The following is a 22,104-nucleotide window of genomic DNA, read 5'->3' as shown; positions in this document are numbered from 1 at the left end:
AACACCGGTTGACGTCACAGACCAACCCGACAGGTACAGACACCCATATTCCAACGCCCTCGCTTACGTCTCCCCTGGGCATGGATAATTTTGTTCCAAGCCGCAACCTTTTGGGAACCAAAGGTGCCGCCGGAAACGACATTTACATACAGATCTATTCACATCAGGCAAAGACGGCGGCGTTTCTGGTTCCTGCCGTGGCTGAACCTATGCTGGTTTGGGTCGTTCGCGGATCGGCAAGTGTCGAAGAACGTGAAATCGGGGGCGACTGGCAAACATCTCATGTTAAATCACATGATTTTTTCCTGACCCATTCTCACAATCCTTACGAAATTCGCTGGCAGGCTAATGACGATACCCCGTTTGAGGTCATGCACCTTTATTTGCCCATTCCCATGCTTGAAACCGTCGCAAGAAAAATACCGAAGCTTGCAGGCCAATCTCATTCTTATTTTCTTAGTGAAGTTTCAGGAATTCGTGATGAAACCGTCAGCACATTTCTGGAACTGCTTTACAATGAAATAACCGATACTCAGTCGGCCAGCCTGACCTATATCGAAGGAATTGTGCAAAGCCTTACCGTGCATCTTGTGCGTCAATATGGTCAGTCAGATAAGGATGCGAAAAACAGCGGATCGCGGCTTCCTGCACACCGGCTGCATCGTGTTCAGTCCTATTTCAGGGATCATCTTGACGAAAAATTTGACCTTGATATCTGTGCCAAGGAAGCGGGATTAAGCCCCTATCATTTTTCACGACTGTTTAAGAAAACAACTGGCACAACGCCATCGCATTATTTCATCGCGCAAAAAATAGCAAAATCACAACAATTGATGCGCGAAACCGATTTAAGCATTCTGGAGATATCCCTAATGCTGGGATACGAGAGTTCCAGCCATTTTGCGAAGATTTTCAAACGGGAAACAGGTGTAACACCTCGACAGTATCGCCAGAAATAAACCTTTCCCAACCGGTCAAAAGCAAAACTTTGCGCAAAAACGCGATAGTTTTCGCAATCCACCGCGAGAAGAAAAATGCCCCCCCCTCGTAGGATCCCCCTGTTGAGAAACCCGATACGCCAGCGCAATACGGCTGATCGGCATCCTATTTTAACAGGAGTTCCAAATGTCCAATCTCGAAGGTAAAACGGCCCTTGTTACCGGGGCATCAAGCGGCATTGGCGCAGCCACAGCCCGCAAACTGGCACAGGCTGGTGTCACTGTTGGCATCGCAGCACGCCGGACTGATCGCCTTGAAACCCTGAAAACCGAAATTGAGGCCCAGGGCGGCAAAGCAGTGGTAATTAAAATGGATGTTAGCGATGTTTCATCTGTGAATGCGGGGGTGGCAAAACTGGTTGAAGCCACAGGCAGTATTGATATTTTGTTTAACAATGCGGGGCTGATGCCGCTTTCAGATATCGACCAGTTTAAAACTGACGAATGGCGCCGCATGGTTGATGTAAACATCAATGGTGTTTTAAACACCACCGCAGCGGTATTACCGCACATGATCACCGCAAAATCAGGCCATATTTTCAATACGTCTTCGATTGCCGGACGCAAAGTATTCAGCGGCCTTACGGTTTACTGCGCCACCAAACATGCCATTACTGCATTTTCTGACGGGTTGCGTATGGAAGTGGGTAAAAAACACAATATCCGCGTTACCTGCATTCAGCCCGGCGCGGTTGCGACTGAACTTTACGATCAGATCAGCGATCCGGCCGTAAAGGCGCAGATGGAAAATTTGCGTAACGACATGACCTTCCTTGAAGGGGACGACATCGCCAATACCGTGCTTTACGCGTTGCAGGCACCCGGCCATGTTGATCTGGCAGAAATCTTCATCATGCCAACCGAACAAGGCTGGTAATCCGGCATTGACGGTTAATTCCTCCGCCTAAAATAGACAAAGGCAGCACCTGTATGCTGCCTTTGTCCTTCATAGAATTCCTGACGCGCAACCTGCTGATCAGGCTGTCGCTTCATCCTTGGGGATCGCACGGGGGCGGCCAGCGTCATCAATGGCGACGAAGGTAAACCGGCCTTCCGTAACCTTGATACGCGGTGCCTGCCTGCGACGCAGCACCCATGCCTCAAGGGACAACACCATTGATGTGTTGCCAAGGCGCTCGACATCGCCATAGACACACACAACGTCCCCCACATAGACAGGACGCAGAAACGTCATTCCGTCGACCGAGATCGTAACAACACGTCCTTTGGCAATTCCCCCGGCAAGAACGCCACCGGCAATGTCCATTTGTGACATCAGCCAGCCGCCAAATATATCCCCGTCGGGGTTGGTATCGCTGGGCATTGCCAAGGTCCGTGTACACAATTCGCCACGGGGTATCTGGCTTTCAGAATTCGATGCAATTTCTTTTTTTTCTGCCATCAGGCTCACTCCTGAACGCCGGAAATCCGGCATTATCCTGTATTTTTTTTTATCTAACCCGGTTGCATTGCAAAACGAAAAACATTTTTATGAGCCGGGATTTAAATCTTATGGTACTCGTTTACCGACAGACCGCACCAGCGCCGAGTTACGTGTAACACAGATGTGTTGTGCGCTATCGTCGGACCATGAGGTCAGGACAACAGATTATTCTATTAAAACAACCAGTTGCGTTCCGGGGAACATGACCGACCTTTTCGAAGATTCAAACCAAAGCACCACAAACGCGTATTCAGCCAAGGATATCGAGGTTCTCGAAGGACTGGAGCCAGTCCGTCGCCGCCCTGGTATGTATATTGGGGGCACCGACGACACCGCACTTCATCATCTCGTGGCTGAAATCCTTGATAACTCGATGGACGAAGCGGTTGCCGGCCATGCTGACTGGATTGAACTGGAACTTCAGACCGACAATACGGTACTGGTCCGCGATAACGGCCGTGGCATTCCAACCGATCCGCATCCGAAATTTCCCCAAAAATCAGCGCTGGAAGTCATTTTGACCACGCTGCATTCAGGCGGCAAATTTTCGGGCAATGCCTATGAAACATCCGGTGGTTTGCACGGGGTTGGCATGTCGGTGGTCAATGCACTGACCGACAAGTTTCGCGTTGAAGTTGCGCGTGACCGCAAGCTGGTGTTTCAAGAATATTCCAAGGGGGCGCCACTTGGCCCGCTTCAGGATGGCGGCACGGTGAACAACCGGCGCGGCACCACGGTTATTTTCCGCCCTGACCCCGAAATTTTCGGCGCACGGGCCAAATTAAAACCGGGCACCGTGTTTCGCATGGCGCGGTCCAAGGCCTATTTGTTCAAGGGCGTTGAAATTCGCTGGTCCTGTGATCCATCCCTGATCACCAGCGACGATCCGACCCCGCAAAAAGAAGTTCTGAAATTCCCCAACGGCATTCTCGACTATCTCGAAATGACGCTTAAGGGTCGCGATATGGTGACCGAACGCCCGTTTGCAGGCGAAGCGAAATTTTCAGACAGCCCCGGTCGCGTCGAATGGGCCGTTGGCTGGCCTGATGGCGGCGAAGGCTATTTTCATTCCTATTGTAACACCGTGCCCACCCCGCTGGGCGGTACGCACGAAGCCGGGTTGCGTTATGCCCTGACCAAAGCCATCAAGTCTTATGGCGATATGGTCGGCATTAAAAAGGCAGCGGCCATTACCGCCGAAGACGTTTTTGGCGGCGGCTGCGTCATGTTGTCGGTTTTTTTGCCTGACCCGCAATTTCAGGGCCAGACCAAAGAAAAACTGGGCACGCAAAATGCCACCAAACTGGTTGAAACCGCCGTTCGCGACCATTTCGACCATTGGCTGACCGGTGATACCGAAAATGCCCGGAACCTGCTTGAACGCATTATCATGCGCGCCGAAGAACGCCAGCGCCGCAAGGAAAAGAAAGAAACCAAACGCCAGTCGGCAACCCGGCGTTTGCGTTTGCCTGGCAAGCTGACCGACTGTTCGCGTTCGATTGCGGCAGGCACCGAAATTTTCCTGGTCGAAGGGGATTCGGCGGGTGGCTCGGCCAAACAGGCGCGTGACCGTGAAACACAGGCTGTTTTGCCCTTGCGCGGTAAAATCCTGAACGTGGCCTCGGCGACACGCGAAAAAATGATGGCCAACCAGGAAATCAAGGACATGATCGAGGCTTTTGGCTGCGGTGCCGGGGCCAGTTTCCAGTTAAAAGACCTGCGCTACGAACGCGTTATCATCATGACCGATGCTGACGTCGACGGCGCGCATATTGCGTCCCTGCTGATGACGTTTTTCTATCAGGAAATGCCGGGGCTGATTGACAACGGCAATCTGTTTTTGGCCATGCCGCCGCTGTACCGCCTGACCCAGGGGGGCAAAAGCATCTATGCAATGGATGATGCCGAAAAAGAAACCCTGCTAAATACCGAGTTCAAGAACCCGGCCAAGGTTGAAATCTCGCGCTTTAAAGGTTTGGGCGAAATGCCGTCGCAACAGTTGCGTGACACCACAATGTCGCACAAAAATCGCATCTTGCTGCGCGTCACCCTACCCGACGCAGCCGAGCCCGATGGACGGGAACAAACCAGGGATCTGGTTAATCGCCTGATGGGCAAAAAACCGGAATTGCGGTTTCAGTTCATTCAGGAACATGCGCGTTTTGTCGAGGATATTGACGTTTAATCTTGCGTCTTGCGCCATATCCCGCCCTTCAAACCCGGCAATCCGTTGCCGGGTTTTTTGTCTGTTCATTTCTGAATTGGCAAACACCGCGCTGCGTACGATCTGACCAAAAGTTGGGCAAGCGCGCACATGGGGGAGATGCGATTAAACATGTCAGCCAGAAACAAAGTGCCATCGCCATACCGGCCCCCGAAATGGCGATCTAAATTTTTCACGGGCACTGACATTTTACGCCCCCACAGACTATGTTCTTCACAGCCAACCCTCATTTCCGCCTTCCTTCCCGGCAACCAAAGCGTATTTCTGCCGCCGAAATTTAACGTTTGAACACCGGGATGCCCGATAAGGAGCCCGCCTTCCATGTCTGCCAAACGTCTCCCCAAGGCCCTGTTTCTTGTTTTGCTGGGCAGCACAGCCCCCCTGCTTGCCGCATGCGGGGCCAGCACTATCGAAGCCCCGTTTTATGACACCACCGATGTCGCCGGGTTTAAAAGCTATGCCGCGCCCGACAACATCATGGTGATGGAAGTTCACGACGGACAAACAGGCATCGATGACGCCAGCTGGGCCAAAATGTTTTCCCATCATGGCTTTGCCCCGCAGCTTGATTTTATCACGCCCCAGGATGCACAAACCCGAATGGACAATGCCAATTCAAGCCCGGACCAACCGACCTTGCGGCCCAGGCACCGCATGGTCGTTGTGGTAAACCCGACGCAAAATACCGCGCGCAATACAATGTGTACGGACCCGAAAAATGCCCCCCTGACACCGGGGCAGGCGCAAACCCCGGTACGGTTTGCCTTTTGCTCGGGCGACAGTGCAGTTTCAGAATTGCGTGCCAATATTGAAAACCCGGTCGACCAGAAAAAACTCAACAATCTGGCGCCAACCGTCATCCATTACCTGTTCCCCATCAGCCAGCCAGACCGCAATGACGACCATTGCTCGCGCCTGTCGCCGGGCTGTTAGGCCTGATCGGGAAGGTTAAATACGCAAACGCCATACACCACCCCCACCACAAAATTGATGGCGGGGGTGGCAGCGCAACCTGTTAACGGATCAGGGCGCTAAGCTCTTTAAATTCCGGCGTTCCGGCCACGCGCAACCATTCAAACATCACGCTTTCGCGGGTGACGATTTTGGCCCCGGCATCGCGCATCCGTTCCAGCCCGAAAATGCGGTCATGCTGCTTGCGCGAGCTAACGGCATCGGCGACCACAAAAACCTCGCGCCCCCGATCGATCAGTTCCAATACGGTTTGCAAGACGCAAACATGCGTTTCCATCCCGGCGACCACAACCTGGTCCCGACCGGGAATTTCCTCAATCTTGTCGATAAACCCGTCGCTCGCAACGCAGGAAAAGCTGATTTTACTGACCACGTTGCCACCCTGCGCAACATCTTTTGCATTTTCCAGCAAATCCAGGATGGGTTTGCTGGTGTGGCCCAGCCCTTTGGGATATTGTTCAGTGACAATGGCCGGTACCGACAGGCGGTTGGCGCATTTTAGCAGGAAACAGCAGGCATCGACCGTTTCAACCGGGTCAAGGCAGGCAGGATACAGTTTTTCCTGAACATCGACAATAACCAGAACGGAACGGGTGACATCCATTAACATCGTCAGTCTCCTGATTGGCAGCACGTTTGGGCTACGATACGCCTGCAAAGACCGTCAAACAAGCATGTGGCGCGTTAAAAATGCGTCCCAACCACCTTTTTGAAGGCGTTTTTCTTGACTTGAGACGGGCTTGGCTTTACCACCCAAGCAGATTTGTCTTTAAGTAAATCAATCTTTAACGCATTTGTTGCGGGAACCCGAATCATATGACTTTCGCCGATCTCGGTCTGAGCGAAGATATCCTCAAAGCCGTCACTGACGCCGGCTATGACACGCCGACCCCCATCCAGCGCCAGGCCATCCCCTCTATCATGATGGCACGCGACATTCTTGGCTGCGCGCAAACCGGGACAGGCAAAACTGCCAGCTTTGTTCTGCCGATGCTTGATATTCTTCATCATGGCCGTGCGCGCATGCGAATGCCGCGTTCCATTATCCTTGAGCCAACCCGCGAACTGGCCACCCAGGTGGCAAAGAATTTCGACACTTATGGCAAATATGTGCCCCTGTCGAAAGCGCTGGTGATTGGCGGGGAATCGTTTGTTGAACAGCAAAAGATTCTGGAAAAAGGCGCTGATGTGATCATCGCGACGCCAGGCCGCCTGATTGATACCTTTGAGCGCGGCAAACTGCTGTTGTCTGACTGCAAATTGCTGGTCATCGACGAAGCCGACCGCATGCTCGATATGGGCTTCATCCCCGACATCGAAAAAATCGTCAACATGTTGCCCAAGCAGCGCCAAACGCTGTTTTTCTCGGCAACCATGCCCAAGGAAATTCGGCGTTTGGCCGACAAATTCCTGAACAACCCAAAGGAAATCACCGTTTCCGCCCCCTCAAGCATGGCGACCACGCTTGAGCATAAACTGGTTGTTATTGACGAAATGGACAAACGCGAAACCCTTCGCCGTTTGATCAGAAACGAAGACATCAAAAATGCTTTTGTGTTCTGCAATCGCAAAAAAGATGTCGATATTCTGTATAAATCTTTGACCAAACACGGCTTTAACGCCGGTCGCATGCATGGCGACCTGGTGCAAAGTGAACGCACCGAAACACTCGACAAATTTAAATCCGGTGACATTACCGTTTTGATTTGCTCTGACGTTGCCGCGCGCGGCATTGACGTTGCCGATGTTTCGCACGTGTTTAACTTTGACGTACCGTTCAACGCCGAAGATTATGTGCATCGTACCGGTCGGACCGGCCGCGCAGGTCGCGCGGGCAAGGCCTTTACCCTGGCCACACCGGAAGACGGCAAACTGGTTGAAGCGATTAACAAAACCATCAACATGACGATTCCAATCACGTCTGTTGAAGGTATCGAAATTCTGGAACTGGACTTTAGCGGTAAAAAACGCCGTAACAAGCGTAACAACCGTGCCAAAGATGGTGAACGCAGCGAACGCGGTCGTACCAGCAACGCCCCTCGCAATGGTGATGATAACAATAATCGCCGTAATGCATCGCGCCGCCCTGGCCCGCAGGACCAGAAAAATGCCGCACCGGCAGCGCCGCGAGAAGCCGCAAAACCGGCAGAACGCCCGGTCGCGCAGGCAGCACCCGCAGCAGCCCCGGCAAGCAATGTGCAACAGGCCTCACCGTCTTCACCTGCACCCTCACGTCATGTGCGGGACCCGCGCGAAGATCGCCACCAGAGCCGCCCGCAACGGGACCGCAAAAACAACAACCGGCGCGACCGCGATGATCATGATGACAAACCGGTCATCGGTATGGGCGATCACGTTCCGGCATTTTTGCTAACCGCAGTACCATTATCGTCGCTGCGCAAACCGGCAAAACTTGAACAAGACGAAGAAGAAACCAAACCGGTAAAGAAAACGGCCCGCAAGCCATCGACACGCAAAACCGGTTCGTCGCGCAACAATCGCAGACCGGCCCGCAACGATGCCAACAAGGCGGCTGAAACCGAACATGCCGACAAGCCGGCCAATGCCGTTGAAACCGCACAGGTCGAAAACGCATCAGCATCTGCGGCACCTGCTGTAACACCGGGAATTGACGCAGCACCGGCACCTGCAGCCCCCGCCCATGCGGAACCGGCCGCAGCCGCAGCCGCACCCACACACACCACCGAAACGGCAAGCCCGGCAGATGCCCCTGCGACAGCGCCGGACACAGAGACCGACGGTGAGAAAGCAGCCAAGGCACCGGCAAAACCAAAAGCCGCACGTGCCCCGCGCAAACCGCGTGCACGCGCAGCCGCCAAACCCAAAGCAACGGCAAAAACAGCCGACGCCGGTGCGGATGGCGAAACAGCTGCTGGTGGTGACGACGGTGAAAAAGTGAAAGCCGCCCCTAAAAAGGCTGCCAAACCCCGTGCCCCGCGCAAGCCACGTAAAAAGCCTGCGGCCAGCACCGAAAATGCACCGGCCAGCGAAGGTACTGTCAGTACCAGCGCCGACTCCAACTCGGAAAATGCAGGTTGATACCCTAAGACAAAAACGGGGAACATTCCCCGTTTTCGTCGCTCCCTTGCGTTCAAAATCGGAATAGCGTTGGGGATAATCCGATGACGGAAAAACAAAAGCCGCCGGGAACATCCCAGGCGGCTTTTTTTAGCAGGTATTTGCAACGATCACACGGCACGGAAAAGCCCGGTAGGCAATTTGCGTTCGGGTCGGCGTTTGCGCATCAGCTTTAACATCGTCTCGATCGAAATCGATTGCAGGGTGGCATAGGTAATGGCTTCGATCTCGTCCATCACTTGTGACAGGGCGACACCGGCATTGGTTTCCTGCTCTATGCCATTCGATGGCCCGGCACCAACTTCTTCAAACAATTCAACCACGTCGAGCAATGTTGTGCGTTTGGCATTCCCACAAAAACGATACCCGCCCCCGGCCCCGCGGACCGATTCCACCAATCCTGCCCGGCCCAAATCGCGCAGGACCTTTGCCAGATGGTTCGTGGAAATATGATACCGTTCGGCAATTTCCGATGCCGATAGCTGGCGCCGGGTGTCCTCTGCCAGTTCCAAAACCGCATACAGGGCAAACAATGTCGCTTTTTGCAGGGACATCATGGCTTAGCCCTCCTCTTCCATGTCGGTTTCAAGCTGGATAAAAGGCCCCGCCATCATGCCCTGGGCGCGAAAGAACGACATCAGGTCGGTCGCGTCGCGCGGGATCATGGTGCGAACTTTTGTCACACCGGCATGACGGAAACATTTACAGATTTCGCGATATAAAATCGTCCCCACACCGCCCATGCGCAAATCCGGCTCGACACTGACCGTGCCAACCCAGCCACACGGCACCGAATTAAACTCCCACGAGCGCACTTCGCCAAAGATACAGCCCAGCAATGTGTCACCTTCTTCCGCAATCAGGAAAAACCGGCTGTCTTTGCGGTTGCCATAGCGAACGAATAAATCGTCCCAGTAATCGGGCTTGCGCAAGCCTGTGGTTCGCTCGTCAAGATCCACCACAGTTGGCAGATCCCCTTTTACGGCGGGCCGAATATTGATTTTATGATCGTCGATAAAAACCAGGTTATATCCCGGCTTGTCTTGTGCTGCGTCCACCAAAACTGCCTTTCCTGTCCCGCTGGCAACCAACTGGTTCCAACATGCTTGTGCAGGAGATGTCGCCCATCCCAAATACGTAATTAAGTACGATTATACTACACTGTCAGGATTGCAAGCAGCAATGATAAGTTCCGTCATCGCCCTGCGCAAAACGCAGAGCCCGCTTTAATCGCACGGCACAGCAAAGCACCTTTTCGGTTTTGCAATAACCTTCATGGTGCTTTGCAGCAACAGATAATTGCAATTGGGAACAATAAAGCAGCGCATCGGCAATGCAAGGCCGAAGCCGTTTTCGATTTTCATATGGCCGGGCACTATGATCCCCCCCTAAGGCAAGCCTTATCAAACCGTTGGCATGCGCGTGCTCACACCCCATCGTCGTAGCGCCGCACGATTGACAGGATTTATACCAACAGAATGCCCCCGATATACCACGCAATGATTGACAGAAGGGCCAAGTCATGGCTTATCGCGCCAAAGAGATTGCTGCGTAAAAATTACCATTCGGGCAAAAATTTTGCGCAGCCCGTACCTGACAATCGATCAGCATTTTCGTCCAGAGGAGTGGGGCACGCTATGGCGCGCAACGGTTTTGACGCAATTGACCGCAATATTCTTCGTGAAATTCAGGAAGATGGCCGCATATCGATGGTCGAATTGGCTGACAAGGTCGGCCTTTCGGTTTCGCCCTGTCTGCGCCGGTTGCGCAAGCTCGAAGAAAGCGGCGTCATTCGTAAATATGTCGCTCTGCTCAACCCGTCTCATTTAAATCTGGGTGTAAATGTTTTTGTCACCGTCTCGCTAACCCAGCATGACGAACCGTCGCTCCGCCGCTTTGAAACCGCATTGCAACAACATCCCGAAATTGTCGATTGTTATGCCATGGTCGGCAATCAGGATTATATGATGCGGATCGTGGTTCAGGACCCCGCCGCCTATCAACGCTTCCTATCCGACGTCATGATGAAACTGCCCGGTGTCTCAAACATCAAATCAAGCTTTACCCTGCACGAAGTCAAAAACAGCACCCGCCTGCCCGTTCCCGAAACCGACTGATCCCTCCCCGTTCTGCCAGCACCTGCAACGGCCATATAAACATATAATACGGGCGGGTTAACGGCGCTCAATCTGCGGCCTTGTGCGGAATGATGGTGGGAAACAACACCACCAAAGTTAAACCGCGCAGCAAGAAAAAAAGGTTAAATGCCGCCCACAGGGCATGATTGCTTTGCATCGTCACCGCGCCCCAGGCGAAAACCGCAAACAAGGCCACCGAACACAGCATCATATTGCGCCAGTGCCGGGTTTGCATCGCCCCCAAAAACACCCCGTCAAACTGAAACCCCAGCACCCCGGTTACCGGCAACATGACCGCCCAGGGCAAATATTGATAGGCTGTCGTGCGAACTTCATCAATGCTGGTAAGCCCGTCAATGATCGGCACCCCTAAAACAGCAAAAACCAGCGCCATCGCGCAGGCCGATATCACCGCCCAGATCGTGGTTTTGCGCACCGCCCACAAAAACTGCTTGCGCCGTTCGGCGCCATAAGCCTGGCCAACCAGTGTTTCCGCCGCATGGGCAAAACCATCGAGCGCAAACGAGCCGAACATCAGGAAATTTTGTAAAACGGCATTGGCCGCCAGCGTCACCTCGCCAAACCGGGTACTGAAACTGGTAAACAGGGCAAAAGCCGACGTCAGCGCCAGCGTGCGCACAAAAATGTCACCGTTGATCTTTGTTAAGCGCAACAGTTGCACGCGATCAAACAGGGCAACATCGCGCCAGCGCCCGCCCAACCGTGCCAGATGGGGCTGCATTAAAAACCAGCCCAATATCACACCGGAATAATCGGCAATCACCGTGGCCCCGGCGACCCCGCTTACATCCCAGCCAAAGCCCTGAACAAACAAAATATCAAGAATGATATTAAGCGAGTTCAGGACCACCTGAAAAATAAACACCGCCCGGCTGTCGCGCATCGCCAGCAACCAGCCCAACATACAATATTGCATTAACGTCGCGGGCGATGCCCAAATCCGAACATGAAAATATTCCCGCGCTGCGGCCTCGACATCGGGTGTCGGCGCAATCAGCCGCATGGCAAGTTCCATGATCGGCCATTGCAGCACCATCACCAAAAGACCAGCGACAACCGCAATCAAAGCACCCCGGGCAAATACGGCGCGCACTTCGCAGGCATCGCGCCTGCCTGCGGCCTGGGCGGCCAACCCGGTCGTCGCCATACGCAGGAAGCCAAAGCTCCAGAACACGTAACTGAAAATCAGCGCGCCAATCGCCACCGCGCCAATATAATGCGGGCTGTCAAGATGGCCCACCACGGCTGTATCAACAGCGCCCAGCAAAGGCACCGTCGCATTAGACAAAATAATCGGCACCGTAAGGGTTAAAACACGTCGGTCCCCCTTGCCCAGCCAGCGGCGAGATTTTGACATGGCGACCTCATAAAACATGAAAACAGATCAACAGACGGTTTTTGTTTCAATTACCTGGCAGCAATTTTGAAACCGTGTCTTTTTCTTATCGCGCACCCGTCCCCTTGGCGAGATTTGATTGTAAAAACCACCCTGGCACGCGTTAAAAACAGTCAGATTCCCGGAAGTTTTCCGGGAATTGTCGGTTGTATCCAATATCCTTTACGGGGTTTGTTCCCGATCAAACGACATCGCCCCGAACAATTATCCACAAAATAAAAATGAATTAAATTTATTTTCGACCCAAGGGTGTGTCGTTAAAATATTCTGTAATTGGCGTATATTACAGCCGATCATCGAAAATTTGCCAATGTACTGAACATATGACCCCAGAATTTATCCACAATTTTACCCACAATTGTCGTCAAATGTTGACTTTGCAGGACAAACCCTTGCCCTGTCCCCCCGGTTCCGGCAGGGTGCACTTCAGTTTGACCAAGGTTTGGAAACACACATATGTCGCAAATTACCCTTGAAGGTCCAGTCGTTCCGGCTGCATCGGGAAACACCAAAAGCATCGTCGTTTTGCTGCACGGATATGGTGCCGACGGCAACGACCTGATCGGTCTTGCCCCGGAGCTGGCAAAATTCCTGCCTGATACCGTATTTTATTCACCCAACGCGCCCCACCCGTGCGAAATGTCGCCCTTTGGCCGACAATGGTTCAGCCTGGCGTCCTATGACCCGGAATTTTTACGCCGCGATGCCAAAACCATGCCCACAGCCCTGAAGGCATTGGCCCGGGGAGCGCGCGAAAATACCGCATCAATCGCAGGCTTCGTTGCCGACGTGCTGGCAACCCATCAGCTGGATGCCAGCAAACTTGCTCTGGTTGGTTTTTCGCAAGGCACAATGATGGCATTGCAGTTCGGGCCCCGACACCCGGACAAACTGGCCGGTATTGTCGGTTTTTCCGGTGCCCTTTTGGGGACAGACACATTGGCCGCCGAAATTGTGTCGCGCCCGCCTGTCACACTGATTCACGGTAGCGCCGATCCAGTGGTGCCGGTACAGGCATCGCATATGGCGAAAACGGTTCTGGCCGAAAATGGTTTTGATGTCAGCCTGTATGAACGCCCGGGCCTGCCACACGGGATTGACGGAGAAGGCCTTGTAATCGCTGGGAATTTTCTCAAGCATCATCTGTCATGATGCGAAACAGTTTCCAGTCGCGATTGCAATATTGATGAAAAAACCACCGGATTGTGAACTGCCCCCGAAGGTTGATGTCCAACTTTCGGGGGCAGTTCATTACTGGCGAGGTTTTCATCAATGACGCGGGTTCGAAAAATGCAAATGAACCAAGAAGTTCAGGCGTTATCCATTATTTTCAGACGGCATCGCATCACCTGCCTTCGGGCTTTTATCGCTCGGCTCCATGCATTCCTTGACCCACACATCATAAACCGGGTGTTCTAACGCCGACAGGCCCGGTGTTGAGGCAAACATCCAGCCATCAAAGACCTTCACATCGGTTTTGTCTTCGGAACGATGATCGGTAATTTCAAGAAAACCGGCACTTTCAGGCCGTTCTTCAGGCGGCGTGCGATAGCAGGCATCAACCTTGATCGTCAACGAACCGAAATTAACACTTTGGCCAACCGGCACGTCAAAGGTTGAAATGCGCGCGGTAATTTTATCAAGTCCCTGAAGCTGGGCAACTTCGGACTTGCGATAATCCAGCGCAGATGCATCGGGGCCCCCTGCAACCCCAAAACCGGCTGCAAGAACACCTGTAACCAACAAGATTTGAGCCTTCATCAGGATTTTTTCTCCGCCGTCCCATAGGGATTCTCAAGTTCCGCGACAACATCACGCATCACTGCACGAAACTGTGCTTCGTCGCAGCCCATCAACAGGGCATCTTCAAGCGCGTCTTGCATCATTTCACGCAGCTCGACAAAGTTTTCGTTCAGAACCCTGATTTTCTCGACACAGGACAATGGCGCACCTTCGGGATTATGCCACCTTGGCATGTCCGTTGTGATGTCTGAGTTGCTCATATCGGCTCCGCTCCACATCAGGGCACCGTACATCCCACTGTAAAACAGTGGCGCTTGGACAAAATATGCAAACCAAACCGGGCAAAATCATGACAACCGGTTACGCATCATCGTGTCGCCCCCGCGCGACGGGCCTATTTGCCCGCTGGATCGGCCTTGTCGCTGGCATTGCCACCACCCGATGATTTGTTTGAATAAATCACCTGACCGATCAGCTCTTCCAGATTAACCGAACCTTGCGTGTATTCCACCGAACTGCCCGGGGCCAGCATATCCACATCGCCACCGGGTTCAAGCGAGACAAACTTGCCACCCAAAAGCCCGTCAGATGCGATTTTTGCGGCACTGTCGGTCGGCAGTTCCACATCAGAGCGGATCTTCATATGCACGACGGCCATATAGGTTTTCGGGTCAAGATCCTGTGACACCACCGACCCGACCTTGACGCCAGAGATCCGGACATCATTACCGGTCACCAGCCCGTCAATGCGGTTAAAGCTGGCACTCAGCTCGTACCCGCCCTCGACCGAGCGCAACCCCGCACGGGAATAGGAAAAAACGGCGAAAGCGACCGCGACGCAAATAACAGCACCACCTGCCAGTGTCTCGACCAGCCTGTTGCTCATACCTTGTTCCATCCTCGCAATAATGTCGCACATTTCCCGTTAAAAACGGAATTGATCCAAAACGGGGGCTGCAAAATCAGCCTTCCGGAGTCCAGGACTGATAATCACCAGTGGCCTTGGCACGCTGCCCGCCCTGATAATCGTGGCCCTTCGGACGATAGGCATGTTTGGTGCCCGTCAGGTTCGGCTGGTGTTCTTTTTGCCAGTCATAACGGTCTTCGGCTTTTTCAGACAGCGGCGCATCAAGGGTATAATGCAGCCATGCATGCCATTCTGCCGGCACCTTCGAGCCTTCGTCGATGCCCTTATAGATTACCCAGCGCTTTGCTTTACGGCCCTGCGCGGCCTTTTTTTCGGTATAGTAAACATTACCATAACGGTCTTCGCCAACGCGCTTGCCAAACAGCGAAGTAAAGATACGGGTCCCGACGGTGGCCATAATTTGCGTTCTCTCTCCAAATTGTTTTTGCCCTGCCAGACAGGACGACGGTTGCGCGAGCGCGCACCGAGGACAATTACGCACCTTATATGTCCCGATGTCATAGCAAAGTCAATGTTTCAAGCCAGCACATTGCACAGCACCATCATCCCGTCGCCCGGCCGTCCGCACTCCAAAAACCGTGGTTAAAATTCTCCCACAAGGACGTGACAAGGCACGACTCTTTGAAACCAAGCGGTTTGAGGGTTTTGTCCCCCGGGTTATCCACAACCACGATGACGCGGAAACCCTTTGAAAACAAGGGAAATCTATAGTTTTACCAATCCGCATCACATACTTTTTTCACATAAATTACATGAACTTAGCTGTCAGAATCTGTCAGATTTCAGGCGCGCATAACAGTTCGTTAACCCTCAAAGCTGGATTTCAACGGCGAACAAAGGTAGCTTGTGCCACGCACAGAATTTCGCGGCCATCGACATACTATATGTAGCGTATTGTATAGCGAGTCCCTCGGCCGCCCAAAGACACCGCCGATAAAAAACCCCGATATTCCAGATGCTTGTGGGTTGTTCAACTATTATTAACCAGATCGGCAAAAACTATCCCAACAGCAAAGACGCGGCATAATGCTACATGTAGTAGCTTAATTTGATGTCAACCACAAAGTTTGGTGGACGGGGCGTTTTCCATCCCCTTATAATGCACTCCCGCGGGCCTTGTGCCCCAGGGTGAATTCCACCAATAATTTGGCCAAACCGGACACGACCAATTCGTTTAAGGTCGGTGGGGCGGCTTGACGTTTTGAGCAAACAATATCTGGTCTATCGGATACTGGCCGCATTGCGCCGTATTCTGGCCGGGAACGGAGCAAATCATGCGGATTACCAGGCAGTTCACACAGGAAGATGTCAGCCCGTATGCCGACATCGATTTTCGCAAGTCATCCTGCAAAATCAAAAACCCCGATGGCTCGACCGTTTTTGAAATGAACGACATTGACGTGCCGTCAAGTTGGTCGCAGGTGGCAAGTGATGTTCTTGCCCAGAAGTATTTCCGCAAGGCGGGCGTTCCGGTTGCCTTGAAACCGGTCAAGGAAAAAGACGTTCCCCAGTGGCTTTGGCGCCACGAGGCCGACAAAACCAAACTGGAGAAAATGCCGGCAGAAGAGCGCTATACCAGCGAGCTTAGTGCAACCCAGGTGTTTGACCGTCTGGCCGGCACATGGGCTTATTGGGGCTGGAAAGGCGGCTATTTTGATAGTGAATCCGATGCCCGCGCCTTTTTTGATGAAATGCGCTATCAGCTTGCCCATCAGATGGGCGCGCCGAACTCGCCGCAATGGTTTAACACCGGCCTGCATTGGGCCTATGGCATTGACGGCCCGGCACAGGGCCACTCCTATGTCGATTACCTTACGGGTAAACTGACCAAATCCACCGGGTCTTACGAACATCCGCAGCCCCATGCCTGTTTCATCCAGTCGGTTTCTGACGATCTGGTCAATGAAGGCGGCATCATGGATTTGTGGACCCGTGAAGCCCGCCTGTTCAAATACGGGTCGGGTACCGGATCAAACTTTTCCAACGTGCGCGGCGAAGGCGAATCGCTTTCGGGTGGCGGGCGCTCTTCGGGGTTGATGAGCTTCCTTAAAATCGGCGACCGCGCAGCGGGTGCCATCAAATCGGGCGGCACCACGCGCCGGGCGGCCAAAATGGTTGTGGTGGATATTGACCACCCCGATATTGAAAAATATATCGACTGGAAAGTCGTTGAAGAACAAAAGGTTGCAGCCCTTGTTGCCGGTTCCAAACTGGCCGAAAAACACCTGACCGCCGTTTTGACCGCGTGTAACAACTGGGATGGTGCGGCCGATTCTGACGACCGGTTGAACCCGCGCCGCAACCCGCAGCTTAAAGAAGCCGTTATTTCCGCGCGCTCTGTCATGATCCCTGATTCTTACATCAACAAGATCATTCAGTTCGCCCGTGAAGGCTTCACCGAAATAAGCTTTAAAACCTACGACACCGACTGGGACTCGGAAGCCTATCTGACCGTTTCGGGTCAGAACTCCAATAACTCGGTCCGTGTTTCGAACGATTTTTTGCAGGCCGTTCTCGATGATGGCAACTGGAACCTGATCCGCCGGACCGATGGCAAAATTGCGCAGACCATCAGCGCACGCGATTTGTGGGACAAGGTTGGCGAAGCCGCCTGGGCCTGTGCCGATCCCGGCATCCAGTATGACACAACCATCAATGAATGGCACACCTGCCCCGTTTCTGGCCGCATCAATGCGTCCAACCCGTGCTCGGAATACATGTTCCTTGATGATACCGCCTGTAACCTGGCATCCATGAACCTGATGAACTTCCGTTCTGATGATGGTGGCATTGATGTTGCAGCCTATGAACATGCGGTGCGTTTGTGGACGGTGGTTCTGGAAGTTTCGGTTCTGATGGCGCAGTTCCCCTCAGACCGCATTGCCGAACTATCCTATCGTTATCGTACCCTTGGCCTGGGCTATGCCAACATTGGCGGCCTGCTGATGAGCATGGGCATTTCCTATGACAGCGACGAAGGCCGTGCGATTTGCGCATCCCTGACCGCGATCATGTGTGGTGTTTCCTATGCCACCTCTGCCGAAATGGCGGGCGAACTGGGTGCCTTTGCCGGTTATGCCGACAATGCCGATGAAATGCTGCGCGTGATGCGCAACCATCGCCGCGCGGCACATGGTGAACAGGAAGGTTATGAAGGCCTGTCGATTGACCCTGTTCCGCTGATTGCTGCCGACAGCCCCTATGCCGAATTGCCTGTTGCCGCCCGTGCGGCATGGGACAAGGCACTGGAACTGGGCGAAAAGCATGGCTATCGCAACGCCCAAACCACTGTTATCGCCCCGACCGGCACCATCGGCCTGGTGATGGATTGTGACACTACCGGGATCGAGCCGGACTTTGCCCTGGTGAAGTTTAAAAAGCTGGCCGGTGGCGGTTATTTCAAAATCATCAACCGTACTGTTCCAGTGGCTCTGGCAACCATGGGCTATACCGAACACCAGATCCGCGACATGGAAAAGTTTGCGGTTGGTTACGGCACGCTCAAGGGCTCGCCGACCATCACCCACGAGGCGCTTCGCGCCAAAGGGTTTGATGACGCGGCCCTGGCCAAGGTTGAAAGTGCGCTTGAAAACGCATTCGACATCAAATTTGTCTTTAACAAATACACCTTTGGTGAAGAATACTGCGTCAAGCAGTTGGGCCTGGATGGCAAAGCCATCAGCGATATCAACTTTGACATGCTGGCCGCCCTTGGCTTTAGCAAAAAAGAAATCGAAGCCGCCAACACCTATGTTTGTGGTGCGATGACCCTGGAAGGGGCACCGCATTTGCGCGACGAAGATTTGCCGGTGTTTGATTGTGCCAATCCCTGTGGCCGTACCGGCAAGCGGTATCTCTCGGCCGACAGCCACATTCGCATGATGGCAGCCGCCCAGCCGTTTATTTCCGGTGCGATTTCCAAAACCATCAATATGCCCAACAATGCCTCGATCCAGGATTGCAAGGATGCCTATATCCATTCCTGGAAACTGGGCCTGAAGGCAAATGCGCTGTATCGCGACGGGTCAAAACTCAGCCAACCGCTTAACTCGGCCCTGGTTGAAGAAGATGATTACATCGATCAGCCGAGTGCCGCCAAGGCAACCCAGGCCTCGGAAAGAATCGTCGAAAAAATCATCGAGCGCGTTATTCGTGGCGACCGCCGTTCGCTGCCATCGCGCCGCAAGGGATATACCCAGAAAGCCACCGTTGGCGGCCACAAGGTTTACCTGCGCACCGGCGAATATGAAGACGGCAAACTGGGTGAAATTTTCATCGATATGCACAAGGAAGGTGCTGCTTTTCGCTCGTTGATGAACAATTTTGCCATCGCGGTTTCCATTGGCCTGCAATATGGCGTGCCGCTGGAAGAATATGTCGAAGCCTTCACCTTCACCCGCTTTGAACCGTCGGGCATGGTCTCTGGCAACGATGCCATCAAGATGGCAACCTCCATCCTTGATTACATGTTCCGCGAACTTGCCATTTCCTATCTGGGCCGCAATGATCTTGCCCATGTTCAACCCAACGACATTCTGCCCGACGCCGTTGGTTCAGGCGTTGCCGAAGGCAATCTTGGTGAGAATACCAAGGCCGAAGACCAGGCCATCGAAACCATCCGCAAGGTCGCTTCAAGCGGGTTTGTCCGTCGCAACCTGTATGTTGTTAATGGTGGACTGCCCACAGAAGAAACCGTGGCTCTGAAAGCAACCGGCACGGATCATGCGCATAGCCACGATCATGATCACAGCCATCATGCTGAAACGGCCTCGACATCCGCTGGCAATGTATCAGCTTCGCAAAACAACGCCATTCTGACGGTGAGCGAAGAAGTAATGTCAAAAACCGATGCGAAAATAGACCGCATCCGCGAAGCCCGGATGAAGGGTTACGAAGGCGATGCCTGCCCTGATTGCGGCAACTTCACGCTGGTGCGCAACGGCACCTGTTTGAAATGCGACTCTTGCGGCGGCACCACCGGTTGCTCGTAACAGCCGCAAAGACATCATAAAACGGATCTGATCATGAAACCGGCGGGGATAATTTCCCCGCCGGTTTTGATTTTGCCCGCTGAACGCAACAAAAAGAACACAAGGTCCCCCTCATCAATCCCCTCTCAACATCCGCACCTGCCGTTGTTATTTATGTGCCGACACACCGAACAAGCGGAACATCTTTATCGCCGCCGCGTTACCGTTGGGTTCGCTTGTTGTCGCCCTGCGAGGGCGTGCAAGCACCAAAAATAACAAAGTCTTTCAGACAGGAGTTTCCCCAATGGCGATGAGCCGAGTTCTGGGTGCCGTTTTGCTGGTCGTTGGCATTATCTTGTTGGTTTTTGGCATGAATGCCACGGACAAACCCGTTGAAGAATTATCCAACACATTCCTTGGGCGTTATACCGATGAAACCATGTGGTATCTGGTCGGTGGCGGGGCCGCTGCGGTGGCCGGCATCCTGATGTTTCTGTTTGGCGGACGTCGCGGCTAAACCAGCGCAGATCACAAAAACACGGTTTCTTCCGATGTAAAAGCAATCATCGGTTCCCATATGCACTGACGCGTTATAGTCTTTGTTCGAGCAGAGGTTATACTGCTGCAATGTTAAGTGTTTTCGCGTCGGGAGAAACCACAAATGTCCCAGACTGGACAGCGACTGTCGGACAAGATCATTATTGCCCATCGTCAAGCCGTTGAAGACGGCAAGGTAGAAGTCGCCGAAATGCTTATTCAGGCATTGGAAATCGATGCTTCCTATACGGGCGGCCCCCAACCGGAACTACGCGAAAATATCCAGGATGTCGAAGCCGCCTTTTCCTTGCAGGCGGAATTTCGCGCCAGACATGGTCGCAGCCAATAAGTCGGCCATCGCGACGTCCGTATTTTAAGTGACACGAACCATAAGGCCCGGTCCGACGGGTTTGTGAACAGTTTGTTGCCAAACCGGCACTGGTAAGGCAGGTGGTTTCGCGTAATGATATCCCTAACAGATTTCATTACACGAGAGAGCCAAATGCACCCCCGGTCACCCAACACCCTGCCACAAACGCTGGCACCTGTTTTTGTTTCCCACGGCTCGCCCATGCTGGTGGCGCGGCAAAGCACCCCTGCTTTCGATTTTTTACATCGCGAATTGCCCGATCACCTTATCGGTGCCACCGCCATCCTGATCGTATCAGCCCATTGGCAAGCCCCCGTCCCCACCCTTTCAACAGCCGCACACCAGGAAACCATTCACGATTTTTATGGCTTTCCCGATGCCCTGTATCAGTTGCACTATGACGTTACTGGCGCCCCCGACCTTGCCCGCAATATTGCCGCCCAAATGGGTGCAGCCACCGATGATCGCCGCGGGCTGGATCACGGGGCATGGATGCCGATGATGTTGGCCCGGCCCCAGGCCGATATTCCGGTATTTCAGCTTTCAATGATTGAAAATGGCAGCCCGGCAGACCATTTCGCCCTTGGCAAAAAATTACGAAACCTGCGCGACATGGGGGTTCTTGTTATCGGCAGCGGGGCGATGACCCATAATTTACGGGCACTTGACCAAAATGACGGCCCCAATACCGACCCGTGGGCCGAGGAATTTTGCCAATGGATGGTCAATGCCGCCAGCCAGCACGATATTGAAAACCTGTTATCGTATCGCAGCAAGGCCCCCCACGCCCGCATGGCCCATCCGTACGATGACCATTTGATGCCGTTTTACGTGGCACTGGGGGCTGCGAACCCGCACTATGACTGCAAGACATTGCATCACAGCATCGAATTTGGAAACCTTGCCATGACGGCCCTGCGCTTTTACGATCCGGTGCCATCCTCTAAAGCACGTTTCCTTTAATATGCCCCATTTTGCCAGCTCAGTCTGCCGCCTGGCAAGGAGAAGTCCGCCGGGCGTAATGGGTTTACGGACAAGGATTTCGACGCGGCCAGGCGGCAGACTGCGCTGGCCCACAGGGTTTGTTTTTGGCGGTGTTTGGCGGCGTTACACCGCTCGCCCGATGCGCCGCATCGCGCAGCGCGCTGTGCCTTGCCAAACGACACGCCAAAAACAAACAAAATGGGTCATATTAAAGGAAATGTGCTTTAAAGCACGTTTCCTTTAATGCTGCCTGAAACAGAAAGGGGCGTCTTGCAACAGT

20 protein-coding genes are annotated in these 22,104 nt (G+C 53.4%); 11 read left to right on the top strand and 9 right to left on the bottom strand.

The features are described from left to right. Positions 1–8 precede the first annotated feature (8 nt). Positions 9–959, top strand: coding sequence for an AraC family transcriptional regulator (locus AAC086_RS20275; RefSeq protein ID WP_339781491.1), 951 nt, complete (start codon positions 9–11; stop codon positions 957–959). A 166-nt stretch (positions 960–1,125) separates the two neighbouring features. Then, the gene (locus AAC086_RS20270; protein ID WP_339781489.1) at positions 1,126–1,875 is read left to right on the top strand and encodes an SDR family oxidoreductase; all 750 of its coding nucleotides are present in this window, start codon (positions 1,126–1,128) and stop codon (positions 1,873–1,875) included. 99 nt (positions 1,876–1,974) lie between these two features. Here AAC086_RS20270 and yciA read toward each other — a convergent pair whose 3' ends face one another. Further along, positions 1,975–2,400 carry an acyl-CoA thioester hydrolase YciA gene (gene yciA, locus AAC086_RS20265; protein ID WP_339781487.1) on the bottom strand — a complete coding sequence of 142 codons (426 nt, stop codon included), beginning with the start codon at positions 2,398–2,400 and terminating at the stop codon, positions 1,975–1,977. A gap of 244 nt (positions 2,401–2,644) precedes the next feature. On the opposite strand from yciA, the gene parE reads away from it, so the two are divergent. Next, positions 2,645–4,627 (top strand): DNA topoisomerase IV subunit B, encoded by a 1,983-nt coding sequence (gene parE, locus AAC086_RS20260; protein ID WP_339781485.1) that lies wholly within the window; start codon positions 2,645–2,647, stop codon positions 4,625–4,627. A gap of 360 nt (positions 4,628–4,987) precedes the next feature. Next, positions 4,988–5,599 carry a hypothetical protein gene (locus AAC086_RS20255; protein ID WP_339781484.1) on the top strand — a complete coding sequence of 204 codons (612 nt, stop codon included), beginning with the start codon at positions 4,988–4,990 and terminating at the stop codon, positions 5,597–5,599. 82 nt (positions 5,600–5,681) lie between these two features. On the opposite strand, the gene AAC086_RS20250 is transcribed toward AAC086_RS20255, so the two are convergent. Then, complete coding sequence (locus AAC086_RS20250) at positions 5,682–6,248, bottom strand: hydrolase (RefSeq protein ID WP_339781482.1); 567 nt, start codon at positions 6,246–6,248, stop codon at positions 5,682–5,684. A 206-nt stretch (positions 6,249–6,454) separates the two neighbouring features. Between AAC086_RS20250 and AAC086_RS20245 the strand changes: the two genes are divergently transcribed. Further along, the gene (locus AAC086_RS20245; RefSeq protein ID WP_339781481.1) at positions 6,455–8,698 is read left to right on the top strand and encodes a DEAD/DEAH box helicase; all 2,244 of its coding nucleotides are present in this window, start codon (positions 6,455–6,457) and stop codon (positions 8,696–8,698) included. A 149-nt stretch (positions 8,699–8,847) separates the two neighbouring features. Here AAC086_RS20245 and AAC086_RS20240 read toward each other — a convergent pair whose 3' ends face one another. Together AAC086_RS20240 and AAC086_RS20235 are read right to left on the bottom strand one after the other, a co-directional pair. Then, complete coding sequence (locus AAC086_RS20240) at positions 8,848–9,294, bottom strand: Rrf2 family transcriptional regulator (protein WP_339781479.1); 447 nt, start codon at positions 9,292–9,294, stop codon at positions 8,848–8,850. A gap of 3 nt (positions 9,295–9,297) precedes the next feature. Continuing rightward, the gene (locus AAC086_RS20235; protein WP_339781477.1) at positions 9,298–9,795 is read right to left on the bottom strand and encodes a GNAT family N-acetyltransferase; all 498 of its coding nucleotides are present in this window, start codon (positions 9,793–9,795) and stop codon (positions 9,298–9,300) included. 579 nt (positions 9,796–10,374) lie between these two features. Between AAC086_RS20235 and AAC086_RS20230 the strand changes: the two genes are divergently transcribed. Continuing rightward, the gene (locus tag AAC086_RS20230; protein ID WP_339781476.1) at positions 10,375–10,854 is read left to right on the top strand and encodes an Lrp/AsnC family transcriptional regulator; all 480 of its coding nucleotides are present in this window, start codon (positions 10,375–10,377) and stop codon (positions 10,852–10,854) included. A gap of 67 nt (positions 10,855–10,921) precedes the next feature. On the opposite strand, the gene AAC086_RS20225 is transcribed toward AAC086_RS20230, so the two are convergent. After that, positions 10,922–12,253, bottom strand: coding sequence for an MATE family efflux transporter (locus tag AAC086_RS20225; protein ID WP_339781474.1), 1,332 nt, complete (start codon positions 12,251–12,253; stop codon positions 10,922–10,924). 495 nt (positions 12,254–12,748) lie between these two features. Between AAC086_RS20225 and AAC086_RS20220 the strand changes: the two genes are divergently transcribed. After that, positions 12,749–13,444: an alpha/beta fold hydrolase gene (locus AAC086_RS20220; RefSeq protein ID WP_339781472.1), complete on the top strand. Its 696-nt coding sequence runs from the start codon at positions 12,749–12,751 to the stop codon at positions 13,442–13,444. Positions 13,445–13,609: 165 nt separating this feature from the next. On the opposite strand, the gene AAC086_RS20215 is transcribed toward AAC086_RS20220, so the two are convergent. From AAC086_RS20215 to AAC086_RS20200, 4 genes are all read right to left on the bottom strand, one after another. Beyond that, positions 13,610–14,053, bottom strand: coding sequence for a DUF2155 domain-containing protein (locus AAC086_RS20215; RefSeq protein WP_339781470.1), 444 nt, complete (start codon positions 14,051–14,053; stop codon positions 13,610–13,612). After that, positions 14,053–14,295 carry a hypothetical protein gene (locus AAC086_RS20210; protein ID WP_339781468.1) on the bottom strand — a complete coding sequence of 81 codons (243 nt, stop codon included), beginning with the start codon at positions 14,293–14,295 and terminating at the stop codon, positions 14,053–14,055. Before AAC086_RS20210 ends, AAC086_RS20215 begins: the two co-directional genes overlap by 1 nt. Positions 14,296–14,429: 134 nt before the next feature. Further along, a complete protein-coding gene (gene mlaD, locus AAC086_RS20205) occupies positions 14,430–14,921 on the bottom strand; it encodes an outer membrane lipid asymmetry maintenance protein MlaD (protein WP_339781467.1) in 492 nt (163 codons plus the stop codon). Between the two features lie 76 nt (positions 14,922–14,997). After that, complete coding sequence (locus AAC086_RS20200) at positions 14,998–15,360, bottom strand: NADH:ubiquinone oxidoreductase subunit NDUFA12 (RefSeq protein ID WP_085581472.1); 363 nt, start codon at positions 15,358–15,360, stop codon at positions 14,998–15,000. 877 nt (positions 15,361–16,237) lie between these two features. On the opposite strand from AAC086_RS20200, the gene AAC086_RS20195 reads away from it, so the two are divergent. The 4 genes from AAC086_RS20195 to AAC086_RS20180 all read left to right on the top strand — a co-directional run bounded on the left by AAC086_RS20195 (position 16,238) and on the right by AAC086_RS20180 (position 21,803). Further along, a complete protein-coding gene (locus tag AAC086_RS20195) occupies positions 16,238–19,954 on the top strand; it encodes a vitamin B12-dependent ribonucleotide reductase (protein ID WP_339781464.1) in 3,717 nt (1,238 codons plus the stop codon). A 283-nt stretch (positions 19,955–20,237) separates the two neighbouring features. Further along, positions 20,238–20,450, top strand: a complete 213-nt coding sequence (locus tag AAC086_RS20190; protein WP_339781463.1) for a DUF3185 family protein — start codon at positions 20,238–20,240, stop codon at positions 20,448–20,450. 144 nt (positions 20,451–20,594) lie between these two features. Beyond that, a complete protein-coding gene (locus tag AAC086_RS20185) occupies positions 20,595–20,819 on the top strand; it encodes a hypothetical protein (RefSeq protein WP_339781461.1) in 225 nt (74 codons plus the stop codon). A gap of 153 nt (positions 20,820–20,972) precedes the next feature. Then, complete coding sequence (locus AAC086_RS20180; RefSeq protein ID WP_339781460.1) at positions 20,973–21,803, top strand: class III extradiol ring-cleavage dioxygenase; 831 nt, start codon at positions 20,973–20,975, stop codon at positions 21,801–21,803. Positions 21,804–22,104 lie beyond the last annotated feature (301 nt).

This window comes from uncultured Thalassospira sp., assembly GCF_963976115.1.
Lineage (GTDB): Bacteria > Pseudomonadota > Alphaproteobacteria > Rhodospirillales > Thalassospiraceae > Thalassospira.
The sequence above is the reverse complement of the archived record's forward strand: the minus strand, read 5'-3'. Positions and strand labels throughout refer to the sequence as shown.